Genomic DNA, 16,081 nt, shown 5'->3' with positions numbered 1-16,081 from the left:
ACAACCTTTTGTTGCAAACGCAAAGCACCCCGGCCCATCGTTACTGGACCGTTACCGGTAACGGACCTCAGACGTGGTGCAGGCGACGGGCGGCCTCGGCGATCGACCCGCTCATCGACGGGTAGACCGTGAACGCCTGCGCGAGCTGGTCGGCCGTCAACGACTCGGCGACCGCGATCGACACGGGGTGGATCAGCTCACTGGCGCGCGGACCGACCACGACACCCCCCACCACGATGCCCGTCCCGGGCCGGCAGAAGAGCTTCACGAAGCCGTCGCGGACGCCCTGCATCTTCGCCCGGGCGTTGCCGCTCAGCGGCAGGGTCACCACTTCGGCGTTGATGCCGCCCTCGTCCACGGCCTGCTGCGACCAGCCGACCGTGGCGATCTCCGGCGAGGTGAACACGTTGGCCGAGACCTGCTTGAGGTCGAGCGGCGCGACGGCGTCGCCGAGCGCGTGCCACATCGCGATCCGGCCCTGCATCGCCGCCACCGATGCCAGCATCAGCACCCCGGTGCAGTCGCCGGCGGCGTACACGCCCCGCGCGGTGGTGCGCGAGACCCGGTCGGCCCGGATGAAGCCGCCCTCGTCGGTCTGGACCCCCGCCTCGGCCAGCCCGAGGTCGTCGGTGTTGGGGACTGAGCCGAGGGCCAGGATGCAGTGCGACCCCTGGACGGTGCGGCCGTCGGTGAGGGTCACCGTCACCGCGTCACCCTCCCGGGTCACCGACTCCATCCGGGACTGCGAGAGCACGTTCATGCCACGCCGGGTGGCCACCTGCTGGAGCACCTCGGCGGCGTCGGCGTCCTCCCCCGGCAGCACCCGGTCGCGCGAGGAGACCAGCGTGACCTCGATGCCGAGCGCGAGGTACGCCGAGGCGAACTCCGCCCCCGTCACGCCCGACCCCACGACGACGAGGTGCTCGGGAACCTCGTCCATCCCGTAGACCTGCTCCCAGGTCAGGATCCGCTCGCCGTCGGGCTGCGCCGTGGGCAGCACCCGCGGCTGGGCGCCGGTGGCGAGCAGCACCACGTCCGCCTCGAGGGTCTCGGTGCCGCCGTCGGGCAGGGTCACCTCGACCCGGTCGGGTGCGGCGAGCCGTCCCCGGCCGATCACGACCCGGACCCCGTCACGCTCGAGCCGGCGGGCGATGTCGGCTGACTGGTCGGCGGCCAGCGCCAGCACCCGCTCGTTGACCCGGGCCAGGTCGACCGAGACCGAGGTGGCCGGGTCGCCCTCGAGGTCGCGGAACCCGATGCCGAGCTCGGCCGCCTCCGACATCTCCGTCATGAGCTCGGCGGTGGCGATCAGCGTCTTGCTGGGGACGCAGTCGGTGAGGACGGCCGAGCCCCCCAGTCCGTCGGTGTCGACGACCGTCACCTCGGCCCCGAGCTGGGCGGCGACGTGGGCGGCCTCGTAGCCGCCCGGGCCTCCCCCGACGATGACGACGCGGTCAGACATGGAGCTCCGTCCGCCTCATCACAGGTTGATCATGTGGCCGGCGATGCCCTCCACGGCCTCCTTGACCGACTCCGACAGGGTCGGGTGCGCCCAGACGTTGCGGGCGACCTCGTCGGCGGTGAGGTCCCACTTCTGCGCCAGCGTCAGGGCCGGCAGCAGCTCGGTGACGTCGGGACCGATCATGTGGGCGCCGACGATCTCGTTGTGCTCGGCGTCGGCGACGATCTTCACGAAGCCGACCGCGTGGCCCAGGCCCATCGCCTTGCCGTTGGCCGAGAAGGGGAAGGAGGCGGTCTTGACGTCGTACCCCTTCTCCTTGGCCTGTGCCTCGCTGTAGCCGAAGGAGGCGATCTGGGGCTGGCAGTAGGTGGCGCGGGGGATCATGTCGATGTCGACCGGCATCGTTTCGGCGCCGGCGATCACCTCGGCCACGACCACGCCCTGCGCCTCCGCGGTGTGGGCCAGCATCAGCTTCCCGGTCACGTCACCGATCGCGTAGACGTTGTCGACGTTGGTGCGCCCGTAGTCGTCGGTGGCGATGGCGCCCCGCTCGGTCGTCTCGACGCCGGTGTTCTCGAGCCCGTAGCCCTCCAGGCGCGGCGCGAAGCCGAACGCCGCCAGCATCTTGTCGGCCTCGAGCACCTGCGACTCGCCGCCGTCGGCGGGGCTGACGGTGACCTTGACCCCCGAACCGGTGTCCTCGACGTTCTCGACCTTGGTGGAGGTCATGACCTTCACGCCGAGCTTCTTGTAGTGCTTGGCCAGCTCCTTGGACACGTCGGCGTCCTCGGTGGGAACCATCCGGTCGAGGAACTCCACGATCGTCACATCGACGCCGAAGTTCTTCATCACGTAGGCGAACTCGACGCCGATGGCGCCGGAGCCACCGATGATCACCGAGCCGGGGAGCTGGTCGTCGAGGATCTGCTCCTCGTAGGTGACGACGTTCTCACTCGTCTCCATGCCCGGCAGCAGCCGCACGGTGGCTCCCGTGGCGAGGATCAGGTTGTCGAAGGTGTAGGAGGAGGTGTTGCCCTCGCCGTCCTTCACGTCGATCCCGGTCGGGCCGGTGAGGGTCCCCCAGCCGTTGATCTCGGTGATCTTGTTCTTCTTCATCAGGTAGTGGACGCCCTTGACGATGCCCTCGCTGACCGAGCGGCTGCGTGCGTGGGTCGTCTTGAAGCCCATCGTGGGCTCGCCCTCGATGCCGAACTTGTCGCGCTCGTGGGTGAGGGTGTAGGCGAGCTCTGCGTTGCGGAGCAGCGCCTTGGACGGGATGCAGCCCACGTTGAGGCACACCCCTCCCCAGTACTTCTCCTCCACCACGGCGACCTTCTTGCCGAGCTGGGAGGCGCGGATGGCCGCGACGTAGCCGCCGGGGCCGGCGCCGAGGACCAGGACATCGAAGTGGTTGTCGCTCACGCGCGCCAGCGTAGTCGGGGCAGTCCTCGGGCCGCGAATGCGGCGTCCGGGGCGGCTACCCTGCTGCCCGTGACGCTGTACGCCGCCTACGGGACCAACCTGAGTCCCCAGCGCATGGGTGAGCGCTGCCCGCACTCGCCGTTGCGGACCACGGGCTGGCTGACCGGGTGGCGACTCACGTTCGGTGGCGAGGAGCACGGGTGGGACGGCGCGCTCTCCACGATCGTCGAGGACCCCCTCGAGCAGGTCTTCGTCGCCGTCTACGACATCACCCGCGAGGACGAGGCGTCCCTCGACGGGTGGGAGGGCGCCGACCTCGGCCTCTACCGCAAGACCAAGGTGCGGGTGGCGACGATGACCGGCGAGCTGGTCGTGTGGACCTACGTCCTCGACGCCTACGAGGGCGGGCTGCCCTCGGCGTCCTACCTGGGCATCCTCGCCGACGCCGCCGAGGCCGCCGACGCGCCCGCCGACTACGTCGCCGCGCTGCGGCGTCGGCCGTGCCGCTCGACCGGCCTGTGACCGACCGACCTGTGATCCGGCACCGGACGGCGTTCTAGAGTCACTCCGTGACCGAGACGCAGCAGCTGGCCCAGGACGCGGCCGACACCCTCGCAGACCTCACCGGCGTACGCCGCCACGACCTCGCCCTCGTCCTCGGCTCCGGCTGGCTGCCCGCCGTCGACGCGCTCGGCGAGGCCACGGCCGAGGTCTCCACGACTGACCTCCCGGGCTTCCACGCCGCCGGAGTCGCCGGTCACAGCGGCACGATCCGCAGCATCCGCTCAGGCGACAAGAACCTGCTGGTGTTCCTCAGCCGGACGCACTTCTATGAGGGCAAGGGGGTCCGATCGGTCGTCCACCCCGTGCGGACCGCCGCGGCAGCCGGCTGCCGGGCCATCGTGCTGACCAACGGCTGCGGCGGGCTGAAGGAGACCTGGTCGCCGGGCACGCCGGTGCTCATCGCCGACCACATCAACCTCACGGCCACCTCGCCGATCGAGGGCGCCAACTTCGTCGACCTCACCGACCTCTACAGCGCCCGCCTGCGCGAGCTGTGCCGGGAGGTCGACCCGACCCTCGACGAGGGCGTCTACGTGCAGTTCCCCGGCCCGCACTACGAGACCCCGGCGGAGATCGCGATGGTCCGCGCCATCGGCGGCACCCTCGTCGGCATGAGCACCACCCTCGAGGCGATCGCCGCGCGCGAGGCCGGCATGGAGGTGCTCGGCATCAGCCTGGTCACCAACCTTGCCGCCGGCATCTCCGGCGAGCCGCTCAACCACGAGGAGGTCCTCGAGGCGGGGAAGGCGGCCGCGGCGAGGATGGGCGGGCTGCTCTCGCAGGTCGTGGACCGGATCTGAGCATGCGGGTCCTCCTCACCGGCGCCGCCGGGAGCATCGGCCGCGTCGTGACCGCCGGCCTGAGCGACCGGGGCCACGAGGTGACCGGCCTCGACCTCGCACCCGCCCCGGTCGACCACGACGGCCCCTGGCACGTCGCCGACTGCACCGACCCGGCGGAGACGGCGGCGGTGGTCGCCGAGGCACGCCCCGACGGGGTGGTCCACCTGGCCGGCAACCCCGACGAGGCCGACCTGGCGGGATCGCTGGCCTCGCACGCGCTCACCACCGCGGCCCTGCTCGACGCGATGGTCGGCCAGGGCGTGCGCCGCATGGTCTACGCCAGCTCCAACCACGCCGTCGGGTGGACGCCGCGCAGCGAGCTCGTCGGCACCGACACCCGGCCCCGCCCGGACACGTTCTACGGCGTCGCGAAGGTCGCCGCCGAGGCGCTGCTGTCGCTCTACGCCGACCGCCACGGCCTCGACGTGGTCTCGTGCCGCATCGGCTCCTTCCTCGACCGCCCCGAGACCACGCGCCATCTCTCCACCTGGCTCTCCCCGGCCGACTGCGTGCGGATGGTGGAGGCCGGGCTCACCGCGCCGGCGCCCGGCTACGCCGTGCTCTACGGGATCAGCCGCAACACCCGGGCGTGGTGGGACCTGGCGCCCGGCCGTGCCCTCGGCTACGAGCCGCAGGACGACGCCGAGGACTGGGCCGACCGCGTCGAGACGCGCCCGGAGGACGAGGTCGAGGGATCGGTCGTCGGGGGCCCGTTCGCGGGCGCCCGGTTCCACCGGCCCGCGTTCTGACCCGGCCCGCGTTCTGACGATGAGAGTCGGTTGCGCCTCCCGGCCACGCAGGGTCGTCGACTGGCACCACCGCCGGAGCGCTGGGCCGGTGCGGTAGGAAGTTCTCATGGCCCAGACCGCACTCGGCGGCACCCCCGCCCGCACCGACGGCGAGCTGCCGGCCGTCGGCACCCCCGCCCCTGACGCGCTGGTGACGCGCGCCGACCTGACCGAGTCCCGGGTGCTGCCCGGCGACGGTCGCCGTCTCGTCCTCAGCATCTTCCCCAGCGTCGGCACCGGCGTCTGCGCCGCGAGCGTGCGACGCTTCAACGAGCTGGCGGCAGGCCTCGACGACACGTCCGTCGTCTGCGTGTCCCACGACCTGCCCTTCGCCCAGGTCCAGTTCTGCGGTGCCGAGGGGATCGACGGCGTCGAGGTGGTGTCGGCGTTCCGCACCGACTTCGGTCAGCAGTACGGCGTGACGCTCCTCGACGGCCCGTTCGCGGGCCTGCTCGCGCGGGCGGTCGTCGTGGTCGACCGGGACGGGACGGTCCTCCACACCGAGCTCGCGCGCGACATCGACGACGAGCCCGACTACGACGCCGCCCTGGCCGCTCTGGACCGTTGACACCCCCGCGGCCCGCGGGTTTGGGTGGCGCCATGAGCGAGAGCGACTTCCAGGAGCAGCACAGCGACGAGGTCGAGGCCGAGCTCCACGCCGACGACGTCGACCGCGAGGCCACTGCCGACCACGCCCCCGGGAGCCTGCCGGACCCCGAGGACGTCGACCAGGAGGAGATCGACGAGATCGAGGAGGAGCGGGAGGAGCGCCTCGCCCCGGACAACCGCCCCGACGGCGCCGAGGTGGACAACACCCAGCGCGACTTCGACACCGAGGTCGGCATGTTCACCGACCACGACGACTACGGCCAGGCCGACAAGCGCTACTCGCCCGACGACGAGGCCTGAGCCAGCCGGGACCTGAGCCCGGCGAGGCCGCCGGCCATCATCTGCTCGTGGTTCCACCGGAGCGGCCGGCCGGTGACGTACGCCGCCAGAGCCATCAGCCGGCCGGTGACGACGACCTCCTGCTCGAGGACGAGCCGGGTGCCGGCGGCGTCAGGTCCGATCCGCCACCGTACGAAGCCCTCGAGGTCGCCGTCGAGACGGGTCTCGAGCAGGTGTGGACCACGCTCCACGGCCGTGAGCACCAGGTCGAGGGTGTAGGGCAGCGACGCGCGGCACAGCACCCTGGCGTGGTCGTCGTCGATCTTCGCCACCGCCCGCACCTGGGGCCACCAGTCCGGGTAGTGCTCGAGGTCGACGAGCACGGCGTGCACCCGGCCGGGCGGGGCCGCGACCAGCCAGGACCCGCCGAAGACGAAGCGGCGGCTCACGCGGGCACCGGTGCGGCCGTTGGCTGGTCCCCCATGCTGCCATTGTCCCGGTCCGGGTCTACCGTGCCGACATGACCACGGCCGCCTCCGACGACCTGCTCGACCGCGCCCGCGCCTGGGCCGCCGACGACCCCGACCCGGAGACCCGGGCGGAGCTGGAGCAGGTGATCGCCGAGGTGGCGGCCGGGGGGGACGATGCCGACCGGGCCGACCTCGCCGACCGGTTCGCCGGCACCCTCGAGTTCGGCACGGCCGGGCTCCGCGGCGCGCTCGGAGCCGGACCCAACCGGATGAACCGGGTGGTCGTGCTCCGCGCCGCTGCCGGGCTGGCGGCCTACCTCGTCGACGAGGGCGCGCGCCCGGGCAGCCCTGTGGTGATCGGGTACGACGCGCGGCGCAACTCCGACGTGTTCGCCCGCGACACCGCTGCGGTGATGACCGGTGCCGGGCTGCGGGCGCTGGTGCTGCCCCGGCCCCTGCCGACGCCGGTGCTCGCCTTCGCGATCCGCGAGCTGGGGTGCGTGGCCGGCGTGATGGTGACCGCCAGCCACAACCCGCCGCAGGACAACGGCTACAAGGTCTACCTGGGAGACGGCAGCCAGATCGTGCCGCCTGCCGACGCCGGCATCGCCGAGCGGATCGCCGCCGTCGGGGCGGTCGCCGACATCCCGCTCGGGGAGGCCGGCACGGTCCTCGACGACGAGATCGTCGACCGCTACCTCGACACGGTCGCCGGCCTCGCCGGCGACGGTCCGCGCGACCTGCGCACCGTCTACACGCCCCTGCACGGGGTCGGCGGCACCTCGGTGCTCCAGGTCCTCGAGACGGCCGGCTTCGAGTCCCCCGCCGTCGTGGAGCAGCAGGAGCACCCCGACGCGACCTTCCCCACGGTCGCCTTCCCCAACCCGGAGGAGCCGGGGGCCATGGACCTCGCGATGCAGCTCGCGGAGCGCACCGACGCCGACCTCGTGGTCGCCAACGACCCCGACGCCGACCGGTGCGCAGCCGCCGTGCCGGGGCCCCACGGCTGGCGCATGCTGCGGGGCGACGAGGTGGGAGCGCTGCTCGCCCACCACCTGCTGACGCGGGGCAAGGAGGGCACCTACGCCGCCTCCATCGTCTCCTCCTCCCTGCTCGGCCGGATGGCCGAGGCCCACGGGCAGCCCTACGCCGAGACGCTCACGGGCTTCAAGTGGATCAGCCGCGTCGACGACCTCGCCTTCGGCTACGAGGAGGCGCTCGGCTACTGCGTCGACCCCGAGCACGTGCGCGACAAGGACGGCGTGTCCGCGCTGCTGCTCCTGTGCGAGCTGGCCGCGGAGGCCAAGGCCGAGGGCAGGACGCTCGTCGACGTCCTCGACGACCTCGCCACGGAGCACGGCCTCCACGCCACCGACCAGCTCTCGGTGCGGGTCACCGACCTCGCCGAGATCGAGCGGGCGATGGACACCCTGCGCCGTACGCCGCCGACCGAGCTCGGCGGCCTGGCGGTCGAGTCCGTCGACGACCTCAGCGAGGGCAGCGGCGACCTCCCCCCGACCGACGGGCTGCGCTACCGGCTGGCCGAGGGCGCCCGGGTGGTCGTGCGTCCCAGCGGCACCGAGCCGAAGCTCAAGTGCTACCTCGAGGTGGTCGTCCCCGTCGGGGACGAGGACGTCGACGCCGCCCGGATCGCGGCGGCGGGACGTCTCGACGCCATCCAGGGCGACCTGCGGTCCAGGCTCGGCCTCTGATCGTCGGGGTCAGTCGGGTGGTTCCGGGCCCGGCTGGCAGTGCGGGCACCACCAGGTCCGCCGCCGGGACGGGTCGCCCGCCACCTCCTCGACCATCCGCACCGTCGTGCCGCACCGCAGGCAGGGGCGACGCTGCCGACCCGCCACCCAGTGGCTCTCGCCCCGCCGGGCGGTGCCCGTCGTCACCTGGTAGGCACCGGGCACGGTCACGGAGTGCCGCAGCGCCGTCGCCGCCAGCTCGACGAGGCGGTCGACGTCGACGTCCCCCACGGGTGTCCACGGGCTCCGCCCGAGCAGGAACGCCAGCTCGTTGACCCACAGGTTGCCGAGCCCCGCCAGCCTCGTCTGGTCGAGCAGGGCGGCGACGAGGGGCGTCTGCGGGTCGGCGCGCAGCCGGCGTACGGCCTCGGCGGCGTCCCAGTCGGCGCGCAGCGGATCGGGACCGAGGTGGCCGACCAGCCGGGCCTCCTGCGAGGTGGGCACGAGGTCGAGCTGGTGCAGGCGCAACCCCCACAGGGTCCGTCCGCCGTCGAGCTCGAGCACGATCCGGACCTCGGGCAGGATCCGCCGCGGCAGCTGCCGGCCGGGGCGCGTGACCGACCACTCCCCGTCCATGAGCAGGTGGGAGTGGAGGGTCACGTCACCGGAGAACCGGGTCAGCAGGTGCTTGCCGTGCGTCGCGTGCTCGAGCAGGGTGCGGCCGGCGAGGTCGCGGGTCGCGAGGCGCGGCACGCGAAGGTCGGAACGGACCACCACCTGCCCCCGCGACCACCGGTCCAGACGGGTGGCCAGCAGCCGGACGCTGTCTCCCTCGGGCACGGCTCAGCGGGACGCCGGCCGGGGCTGTGCGGATTGTCGGGGGAACACCCTGCGAGCCTATGCTGGCGGGGTGACAGCCACTGCTCTCAGCACCCCTGCGGACGTCACCGAGATCACCCGTTCCGACGCCTCGCTGCGGCGCTTCCTCCACGGCCTCCCCGGGGTCGACCAGGTGGGCGCGGAGCAGCGTGCGGCCGGGCTCGGCACCCGCTCCATCAAGACCACGGCCAAGGAGTACGCCCTCGACCTGGCGATCCGCATGGTCGACCTGACCACCCTCGAGGGGCAGGACACCCCGGGCAAGGTGCGCGCCCTCGCCGCCAAGGCGATGCGCCCCGACCCCGCCGACCCGACGTGCCCCGCGGCCGCCGCCGTCTGCGTCTACCCCGACATGGTGGCCACTGCCAAGGAGGTCCTCGGCGACAGCGGCGTCAACGTCGCGGCCGTCGCCACGGCGTTCCCCAGCGGCCGCGCCGCCATGGACATCAAGCTCGCCGACACCCGCGACGCCGTCGAGGCCGGGGCCGACGAGATCGACATGGTCATCGACCGCGGCGCCTTCCTCGCCGGCCGCTACCTCCAGGTGTTCGAGGAGATCGCCCAGGTCCGGGAGGCGTGCGCCCGCCCCGATGGAGGCAGCGCCCACCTCAAGGTGATCTTCGAGACCGGCGAGCTGCAGACCTACGACAACGTCCGTCGTGTCAGCTGGCTGGCGATGATGGCCGGCGCCCACTTCATCAAGACCTCCACCGGCAAGGTGCAGCCCGCCGCCACGCTGCCCGTGACGCTGGTCATGCTGGAGGCCGTGCGCGACTGGCGCGAGGCCACCGGGCAGATGATCGGCGTGAAGCCCGCCGGTGGGATCCGCGCCGCGAAGGACGCCATCAAGTACCTCGTGATGGTCAACGAGGTCGCCGGACCCGACTGGCTCGACCCGGACTGGTTCCGGTTCGGCGCCTCCACGCTGCTCAACGACCTGCTGATGCAGCGCACCAAGATGAAGACCGGCCACTACTCCGGTCCCGACTACTTCACGCTGGACTGATCGCGATGAGCAACGTGTTCGAGTACGCACCCGCCCCGGAGTCGCGCAACATCGTCGACATCAAGCCGTCCTACGGCCTGTTCGTCAACGGTGAGTTCGTCGACGGCCACGGCAAGAGCTTCAAGACCATCTCCCCCGCCACGGAGGAGGTGCTGTCCGAGGTCGCCGAGGCCGACGCCTCCGACGTCGACGAGGCGGTCAAGGCCGCCCGCCGGGCCTACACCCGCACCTGGTCGAAGCTGACCGGCCGCGAGCGCGCCAAGTACCTCTTCCGGATCGCCCGCATCCTGCAGGAGCGCGGCCGCGAGATCGCGGTCCTCGAGTCCATCGACAACGGCAAGCCGATCAAGGAGACCCGCGACGTCGACGTCCCGATCGCCGCCGCCCACTTCTTCTACTACGCCGGCTGGGCCGACAAGCTCGAGCACTCCGGCTACGGCACCACCCCACTGGGCGTGGCCGGACAGATCATCCCGTGGAACTTCCCGCTGCTCATGCTGGCGTGGAAGATCGCCCCTGCCCTGGCCTGCGGCAACACCGTCGTGCTCAAGCCGGCCGAGACCACCCCGCTGACCGCGCTGCTGTTCGCCGAGATCTGCCAGCAGGCCGACCTGCCCCCGGGCGTCGTCAACATCATCACCGGCGCCGGCGAGACGGGCGCGGCCCTCGTGGGCCACCCTGACGTCGACAAGGTCGCCTTCACCGGCTCCACCGCCGTCGGCCGTGCGATCGCGAAGTCGGTGGCCGGGACGGACAAGAAGGTCACCCTCGAGCTGGGCGGCAAGGCCGCCAACATCGTCTTCGACGACGCCCCGCTCGACCAGGCGGTCGAGGGCATCGTCAACGGCATCTTCTTCAACCAGGGCCACGTATGCTGCGCCGGCTCCCGCCTCCTGGTGCAGGAGTCGGTGGCCGAGGAGCTGCTCGACAAGCTCAAGCGCCGGGTGTCGACGCTCCGCGTCGGCGACCCGCTCGACAAGAACACCGACATCGGCGCCATCAACTCCGCCGAGCAGCTGGCGCGGATCCGCGAGCTCTCCGACATCGGTGAGTCCGAGGGCGCCGGCCGCTGGTCGCCCGCGTGCGAGCTGCCGACCAACGGCTTCTGGTTCCCGCCGACCATCTTCACCGGCGTCTCCCAGGCCCACCGGATCGCCCGGGAGGAGATCTTCGGCCCGGTGCTCTCCGTCCTCACCTTCCGCACCCCCGCCGAGGCGGTCGAGAAGGCCAACAACACCCCCTACGGCCTCTCCGCCGGCATCTGGACCGAGAAGGGCTCGCGCATCCTCAAGATCGCCAACCAGCTGCGCGCCGGAGTGGTCTGGGCCAACACCTTCAACAAGTTCGACCCGACCAGCCCGTTCGGTGGCTACAAGGAGTCCGGCTACGGGCGTGAGGGCGGGCGCCACGGCCTCGCGGGGTACCTCAAGGAGGGCGTGTGATGTCGCGGATCGACGTGCGCAAGACCTACAAGCTCTACATCGGCGGCGCGTTCCCGCGCTCGGAGTCGGGACACTCCTACGTCGTCGAGGACAGCAAGGGGAAGTTCGTGGCCAACGCCGCCAAGGCGTCGCGCAAGGACGCTCGTGACGCCGTGAAGGCGGCCCGCTCCGCCTTCTCGGGCTGGGCCGGCCGCACCGCCTACAACCGCGGCCAGATCCTCTACCGGATCGCCGAGGTCATGGAGGACCGGCGCCCCCAGTTCGTCGAGGCGGTCCGGCAGTCGGAGGGTCTCACCGCGGCCAAGGCCAACGCCGTGGTCGACGAGTCGATCGACCGCCTCGTCTGGTACGCCGGGTGGGCCGACAAGCTCGCCCAGGTGGTCGGCAACGCCAACCCCGTGGCCGGACCCTTCTTCAACCTCTCCACCCCGGAGCCGACGGGCGTCGTCGCCGTCGTCGCGCCGGAGGAGTCGAGCCTGCTGGGCCTGGTGAGCGTGGTCGCTCCCGTGATCGTCTCCGGCAACACCGTCGTGGTCATGTCGTCCTACGCCCGACCGCTTCCCGCGGTGACCTTCGCCGAGGTGCTCGCGACCAGCGACGTTCCCGGGGGTGTGGTCAACATCCTGACCGGGGACGCCGCTGTCACCGCGCCCTGGCTGGCGGCCCACATGGACGTCAACGGCCTCGACCTGACCGGCGTCGCCGGCCAGCCGGAGCTCGCGGCGTCGCTGGAGGAGGCGGCGGCCGAGAACCTCAAGCGGGTGCGGCGCGCGCCAGCAGCCGAGCCGGACTGGTCGGTCGACCCAGGACTGGAGCCGATGACCACGTTCCTGGAGACCAAGACGGTCTGGCACCCGATCGGGGTCTGAGACCCTCAGGTGCCGCGGGAGAAGCTGATCACCACGACCGGCCCGTCCTCCCACTCCTCGGTCAGGCTGGCCACGTAGGTGCGGTCCGAGCCGTAGACACCACCTCCGACCGCGTCGTCGGGCAGCCATCCCCGCTCGGCGAGGTGCGCGATCAGGTCGGCGCGGCTCGGGGGGTCGGGGAGCTCGGCCACCAGCGTCGCCCGCGGTTGCCCCCACTCCTCGCACGTGCTGCGTCGCCGCGTGGAGTGGTCGAGGCCGGCCAGCGTCTGGGTGGCCAGCGACTCCAGCTCCGGGAAGTCGTCGGCCTCGAAGTAGGCGCACAGCTCGCGGTGCAGCTCGGCCTCGGACGTGCTGCACGCCGCGAGGGGGAGGGCCAGGAGGGCCGCTCCCACGACCCGCAGGCTCGTGCCCCGGAGGGCGGGTCCGCTCTGACGGCGCATGTCTCCCCTCGCGATCCGGCGTGGGGGGCTGGTGGGTGTCGCTGGTCCCGACCGTAGGCAGGTCGGGTCATGCCGGCATCGCCCGAATGGGGCATGTGGGGTGGTTGCCGGGGCCCACCGTGACAGCGACACTGTCACCATGGCCCGGACGCGGCGCCTGCCCCGCGACCACTGGCTCCGGCGGATCGGTGAGCTCGACCCGCAGGGCGACGCCGAGCGGATCAACGCGATCACGGCGCGGCACGAGTTCCCCTGGGACGTCAACCAGGCCTTGTCCTTCGCCCTGTTCCGGACCTTCGCCGTCCCGAGCATCGGGGTGCTGCTCCACGAGACCGGCGAGTTCACCCACCGCACCCAGAAGCGCTACGACGACACGGCCCTCCTGCTCGACGAGATGGGTGAGCACGGTCTCGGCTCGGACCGGGGCCGGGCGGCGCTGCGACGGATGAACCAGATGCACGCGATGTACGCCATCAGCGAGGACGACCTGCGCTACGTCCTGAGCACCTTCGTGGTGGTGCCGGCCCGGTGGCTCGACCAGCACGGGTGGCGGCCGCTGTGCGAGGCGGAGCGGGTCGCGACCACGCACTACTACCGCGAGCTCGGGCACCTCATGGGGCTCCGGGGCCTCCCCGGCAGCTGGGAGGAGTTCGCCGCCTCGATGGACGCCTACGAGGCGCGGCACTTCGGGTACGACGCGCGGGCCCGCGAGGTCGCCGACGCCACGCTGCGGCTGCTGGCGACCTTCCCCCCGTTCGACCGGCTGCCGTCACGCGTGGTGACCAGGCTGTCCCTCGCCCTGCTGGACGAGCCGCTGCTCGACGCCCTCGGCTACCCCCGCCCCACGCTCCCCGAGCGCCGGCTGGCCAGCACGGTGCTGCGGCTGCGGGCTGCCTGGCTGCGCCGCCGGCCGCCGAGGCTGACCCCAGTCCACGCCCGCGACCTGGGCAACGTCCGGTGCTATCCGGACGGCTACGACGTGGCCGCCCTGGGCACGTTCGCGCCCACCTGTTCCAGGGAGCACCGGCGTTCACGCCCGGCGTGACGCGGGGCAGAATGGGCCGGTGCCTCCGCCGACCGCCCGCGTGATCGTCCTCGCCGGCCCCTCCGGCGCCGGCAAGTCCCGGCTCGCCGAGCGGCTCGCGCTCCCCGTGCTGCGGCTCGACGACTTCTACCGCAACGGCGGCGACCCGGCACTCCCCCGGATCAGCAGCGGCCCCAACGCAGGGCTCACCGACTGGGACCACCCCGACTCCTGGCTCCCGGACGACGCGATGGCGGCCATCCGCCGGCTCTGCACGGAGGGCCGCGCACGCGTCCCCGTCTACGACATCGCGCACGACGGCCGCTGCGGCGAGCAGGACCTCGACCTCGACGGGTCGCCGCTCTTCGTCGCCGAGGGCATCTTCGCCCAGGAGGTCGTGCCGTCCTGCCACGACGAGGGCCTGCTCGCGCTCGCCCTGTGCGTCACCCAGAACCCGGCCGTGACCTTCTGGCGGCGGCTCACCCGCGACCTCCGCGAGCGCCGGAAGCCACCGCTGGTGCTGCTGCGCCGGGGATGGGCCCTGATGCGGGCCCAGCGCGACGTCGTCGGACGTGCCGTCGAGCTCGGGTGCCTGCCCGTCCACCCGGACGATGCCCTCGCGGCCGTCCACGAGCTGGAGCCGGCGCATGGCTGACTTCCCCGACGGCCTGCGACAGCCCGACCAGCGCTCCTGCGGAGCCGCCTGCCTGGTGGCGGCACACGGGCTGCGCAACCCCGGCTACGAGGAGCAGGTGGACTCCCAGACCCGCTTCAGCGCCGAGGTGCTGGCGATGCACCGACGGGTCACCTCGCCCAGCGACGTCGCCGGGCGGATGCAGCTGCCGTGGCCGCGGATGTTCGGCACACCGCCCTGGGCCGTCGAGCGCCAGCTGGCGGCGAGCTGGGACCGGCCCTACGCGACGCAGCTGGTCCGCGGCACCGACCGGGCCGCCACCTTCGCGCGGCTCGCCGGCGCGGCGGCTCCGGCCGGGCTCTACGTGGGGTCGGGCTGGCTTCCCCGCCACGTGGTGCTCGTGCTGGACGGCGACGACGAGGCGCTCCGCGTCTACGAGCCCGCGGGCGGCCGGGTCGAGCGGGTCGACCGCGACCGCTTCACGGCCGGCGAGCTGTCGCTGGGCGGCTGGGACGTCGCGTGGTTCGTGATCGTGCCCGACGTCACTCGCTGATCAGCGCGGCGTAGCCGGGCTTCACCACGTCGTCGATGATGCCGAGCCGCTCGTCGAAGGGCAGGAACGCCGACTTCATCGCGTTGATGGTGAACCACCGCAGGTCCTCGAGGCCGTAGCCGAACGCCTCGACCAGCGACCACATCTCGTCGGTCATCGAGGTGCCGCTCATCAGCCGGTTGTCCGTGTTGACGGTGACCCGGAACCGCAGCCGGGTGAGGAGGCCGATCGGGTGTTCGGCGATGGAGGTCGCCGCCCCGGTCTGCACGTTGGAGGCCGGGCACATCTCCAGCGGGATCCGCATGTCCCGGACGTACGCCGCCAGCCGCCCGAGCTTTGCCTCGCCGTCCTCGCTCACCGTGATGTCGTCGACGATCCGGACGCCGTGGCCGAGCCGGTCGGCCCCACACCACTGGATCGCCTCCCAGATCGAGGGGAGCCCGAAGGCCTCCCCGGCGTGGATCGTGAAGTGGGAGTTCTCCCGCTGCAGGTACTCGAAGGCGTCGAGGTGGCGGGTCGGCGGGAACCCCGCCTCGGCCCCGGCGATGTCGAAGCCGGCCACCCCGCGGTCGCGCCAGGCCACGGCGAGCTCGGCCACCTCACGGCTGCGTGCCTGGTGGCGCATCGCCGTGAGGAGCTGTCGGACGACGATCCGGCCCCCGGCCGCCGTCACCCCCTCGTCGAACCCGGCCTGCACCGCGGCGACCACCTCGTCGAGGGACAGTCCGGTCTCCACGTGCTGCTCGGGGGCATAGCGGACCTCGGCGTAGACCACCCCGTCGTCGACGAGGTCCTCGACGCACTCGCGGGCCACCCGGGTGAGCGCTTCCTCGGTCTGCATGACGGCGACCGTGTGGTCGAAGGTCTCGAGGTAGCGCACCAGCGACCCGGAGTCGGCCGAGTCGGCGAACCACTGGCCCAGCGACGCCGCGTCTCCGGTCCCCTCGGGCAGATCGTGGCCACAGGCCTCGGCCAGCTCGAGGACCGTGCGGGGCCGCAACCCGCCGTCGAGGTGGTCGTGGAGCAGCACCTTCGGGGCGCGGTGCACCTGGTCGCGGGTCGGCAGGGAGGTCGTCATGGCGACATCCTTCCACCCGTAGGGTGAGC

General features: G+C 72.4%; 18 protein-coding genes. 12 read left to right on the top strand and 6 right to left on the bottom strand.

Annotated features, from left to right (window positions below; translation table 11 throughout):
- Positions 1 to 67: 67 nt before the first annotated feature.
- Positions 68 to 1,462 (bottom strand): NAD(P)H-quinone dehydrogenase, encoded by a 1,395-nt coding sequence (locus K6T13_RS04470; RefSeq protein ID WP_222897329.1) that lies wholly within the window; start codon positions 1,460 to 1,462, stop codon positions 68 to 70.
- Positions 1,463 to 1,480: 18 nt separating this feature from the next.
- Entirely contained in the window at positions 1,481 to 2,884 is a 1,404-nt protein-coding gene (gene lpdA / locus K6T13_RS04465) for a dihydrolipoyl dehydrogenase (RefSeq protein WP_222897328.1), read from the bottom strand.
- Between the two features lie 69 nt (positions 2,885 to 2,953).
- On the opposite strand from lpdA, the gene K6T13_RS04460 reads away from it, so the two are divergent.
- The 5 genes from K6T13_RS04460 to K6T13_RS04440 all read left to right on the top strand — a co-directional run bounded on the left by K6T13_RS04460 (position 2,954) and on the right by K6T13_RS04440 (position 5,987).
- Positions 2,954 to 3,406 carry a gamma-glutamylcyclotransferase gene (locus K6T13_RS04460; protein WP_222897327.1) on the top strand — a complete coding sequence of 151 codons (453 nt, stop codon included), beginning with the start codon at positions 2,954 to 2,956 and terminating at the stop codon, positions 3,404 to 3,406.
- Positions 3,407 to 3,453: 47 nt separating this feature from the next.
- Positions 3,454 to 4,248, top strand: coding sequence for a purine-nucleoside phosphorylase (locus K6T13_RS04455; protein WP_222897326.1), 795 nt, complete (start codon positions 3,454 to 3,456; stop codon positions 4,246 to 4,248).
- Between the two features lie 2 nt (positions 4,249 to 4,250).
- Positions 4,251 to 5,039 carry an NAD-dependent epimerase/dehydratase family protein gene (locus K6T13_RS04450; RefSeq protein ID WP_222897325.1) on the top strand — a complete coding sequence of 263 codons (789 nt, stop codon included), beginning with the start codon at positions 4,251 to 4,253 and terminating at the stop codon, positions 5,037 to 5,039.
- A 106-nt stretch (positions 5,040 to 5,145) separates the two neighbouring features.
- Entirely contained in the window at positions 5,146 to 5,646 is a 501-nt protein-coding gene (gene tpx / locus K6T13_RS04445) for a thiol peroxidase (RefSeq protein ID WP_222897324.1), read from the top strand.
- 32 nt (positions 5,647 to 5,678) lie between these two features.
- Positions 5,679 to 5,987: a hypothetical protein gene (locus K6T13_RS04440; RefSeq protein ID WP_222897323.1), complete on the top strand. Its 309-nt coding sequence runs from the start codon at positions 5,679 to 5,681 to the stop codon at positions 5,985 to 5,987.
- Here K6T13_RS04440 and K6T13_RS04435 read toward each other — a convergent pair.
- Positions 5,963 to 6,415, bottom strand: a complete 453-nt coding sequence (locus K6T13_RS04435; protein WP_222897322.1) for an SRPBCC family protein — start codon at positions 6,413 to 6,415, stop codon at positions 5,963 to 5,965. The two genes, K6T13_RS04440 and K6T13_RS04435, sit on opposite strands and share 25 nt — an antisense overlap.
- A gap of 71 nt (positions 6,416 to 6,486) precedes the next feature.
- Between K6T13_RS04435 and K6T13_RS04430 the strand changes: the two genes are divergently transcribed.
- Positions 6,487 to 8,148 carry a phospho-sugar mutase gene (locus K6T13_RS04430; protein WP_222897321.1) on the top strand — a complete coding sequence of 554 codons (1,662 nt, stop codon included), beginning with the start codon at positions 6,487 to 6,489 and terminating at the stop codon, positions 8,146 to 8,148.
- 9 nt (positions 8,149 to 8,157) lie between these two features.
- Here K6T13_RS04430 and K6T13_RS04425 read toward each other — a convergent pair whose 3' ends face one another.
- Positions 8,158 to 8,967 carry a DNA-formamidopyrimidine glycosylase family protein gene (locus K6T13_RS04425; RefSeq protein WP_222897320.1) on the bottom strand — a complete coding sequence of 270 codons (810 nt, stop codon included), beginning with the start codon at positions 8,965 to 8,967 and terminating at the stop codon, positions 8,158 to 8,160.
- Between the two features lie 70 nt (positions 8,968 to 9,037).
- Between K6T13_RS04425 and deoC the strand changes: the two genes are divergently transcribed.
- From deoC to K6T13_RS04410, 3 genes are read left to right on the top strand one after another with little or no spacing between them, the layout of a single operon-like run.
- Positions 9,038 to 10,012, top strand: a complete 975-nt coding sequence (deoC, locus tag K6T13_RS04420) for a deoxyribose-phosphate aldolase (protein WP_222897319.1) — start codon at positions 9,038 to 9,040, stop codon at positions 10,010 to 10,012.
- A 5-nt stretch (positions 10,013 to 10,017) separates the two neighbouring features.
- Positions 10,018 to 11,454, top strand: a complete 1,437-nt coding sequence (locus K6T13_RS04415; RefSeq protein WP_222897318.1) for an aldehyde dehydrogenase family protein — start codon at positions 10,018 to 10,020, stop codon at positions 11,452 to 11,454.
- Positions 11,454 to 12,323, top strand: a complete 870-nt coding sequence (locus K6T13_RS04410; protein ID WP_222897317.1) for an aldehyde dehydrogenase family protein — start codon at positions 11,454 to 11,456, stop codon at positions 12,321 to 12,323. The genes K6T13_RS04415 and K6T13_RS04410 overlap by 1 nt, the downstream gene beginning before the upstream one ends.
- Positions 12,324 to 12,328: 5 nt before the next feature.
- On the opposite strand, the gene K6T13_RS04405 is transcribed toward K6T13_RS04410, so the two are convergent.
- Positions 12,329 to 12,715: a hypothetical protein gene (locus K6T13_RS04405; RefSeq protein ID WP_222897316.1), complete on the bottom strand. Its 387-nt coding sequence runs from the start codon at positions 12,713 to 12,715 to the stop codon at positions 12,329 to 12,331.
- Positions 12,716 to 12,902: 187 nt separating this feature from the next.
- Here K6T13_RS04405 and K6T13_RS04400 point away from each other — a divergent pair, with 187 nt between their 5' ends.
- The 3 genes from K6T13_RS04400 to K6T13_RS04390 are packed head-to-tail and all read left to right on the top strand — an operon-like array spanning position 12,903 to position 14,974.
- Entirely contained in the window at positions 12,903 to 13,808 is a 906-nt protein-coding gene (locus tag K6T13_RS04400) for an oxygenase MpaB family protein (protein WP_222897315.1), read from the top strand.
- 19 nt (positions 13,809 to 13,827) lie between these two features.
- On the top strand, positions 13,828 to 14,442 hold the full coding sequence (locus tag K6T13_RS04395) for a uridine kinase family protein (RefSeq protein ID WP_249423930.1): 615 nt from the start codon (positions 13,828 to 13,830) through the stop codon (positions 14,440 to 14,442).
- The gene (locus tag K6T13_RS04390; RefSeq protein WP_222897314.1) at positions 14,435 to 14,974 is read left to right on the top strand and encodes a hypothetical protein; all 540 of its coding nucleotides are present in this window, start codon (positions 14,435 to 14,437) and stop codon (positions 14,972 to 14,974) included. Before K6T13_RS04395 ends, K6T13_RS04390 begins: the two co-directional genes overlap by 8 nt.
- Here the strand turns inward: K6T13_RS04390 and K6T13_RS04385 are convergent.
- Positions 14,964 to 16,052: an adenosine deaminase gene (locus K6T13_RS04385; protein ID WP_222897313.1), complete on the bottom strand. Its 1,089-nt coding sequence runs from the start codon at positions 16,050 to 16,052 to the stop codon at positions 14,964 to 14,966. The genes K6T13_RS04390 and K6T13_RS04385 overlap by 11 nt on opposite strands.
- Positions 16,053 to 16,081 lie beyond the last annotated feature (29 nt).

The organism is Nocardioides coralli, from assembly GCF_019880385.1.
Classification (GTDB): domain Bacteria; phylum Actinomycetota; class Actinomycetes; order Propionibacteriales; family Nocardioidaceae; genus Nocardioides; species Nocardioides coralli.
This window is presented reverse-complemented; position numbering and strand designations above follow the sequence as displayed.

Coding starts and splice junctions, on each gene's coding strand:
- K6T13_RS04470 (WP_222897329.1), bottom strand. CDS start 1,462: ATGTCTGACCGCGTCGTCATCGTCGGGGGAGGCCCGGGCGGCTACGAG.
- K6T13_RS04450 (WP_222897325.1), top strand. CDS start 4,251: ATGCGGGTCCTCCTCACCGGCGCCGCCGGGAGCATCGGCCGCGTCGTG.
- tpx (WP_222897324.1), top strand. CDS start 5,146: ATGGCCCAGACCGCACTCGGCGGCACCCCCGCCCGCACCGACGGCGAG.
- K6T13_RS04440 (WP_222897323.1), top strand. CDS start 5,679: ATGAGCGAGAGCGACTTCCAGGAGCAGCACAGCGACGAGGTCGAGGCC.
- K6T13_RS04430 (WP_222897321.1), top strand. CDS start 6,487: ATGACCACGGCCGCCTCCGACGACCTGCTCGACCGCGCCCGCGCCTGG.
- K6T13_RS04415 (WP_222897318.1), top strand. CDS start 10,018: ATGAGCAACGTGTTCGAGTACGCACCCGCCCCGGAGTCGCGCAACATC.
- K6T13_RS04410 (WP_222897317.1), top strand. CDS start 11,454: ATGTCGCGGATCGACGTGCGCAAGACCTACAAGCTCTACATCGGCGGC.
- K6T13_RS04400 (WP_222897315.1), top strand. CDS start 12,903: ATGGCCCGGACGCGGCGCCTGCCCCGCGACCACTGGCTCCGGCGGATC.
- K6T13_RS04390 (WP_222897314.1), top strand. CDS start 14,435: ATGGCTGACTTCCCCGACGGCCTGCGACAGCCCGACCAGCGCTCCTGC.
- K6T13_RS04385 (WP_222897313.1), bottom strand. CDS start 16,052: ATGACGACCTCCCTGCCGACCCGCGACCAGGTGCACCGCGCCCCGAAG.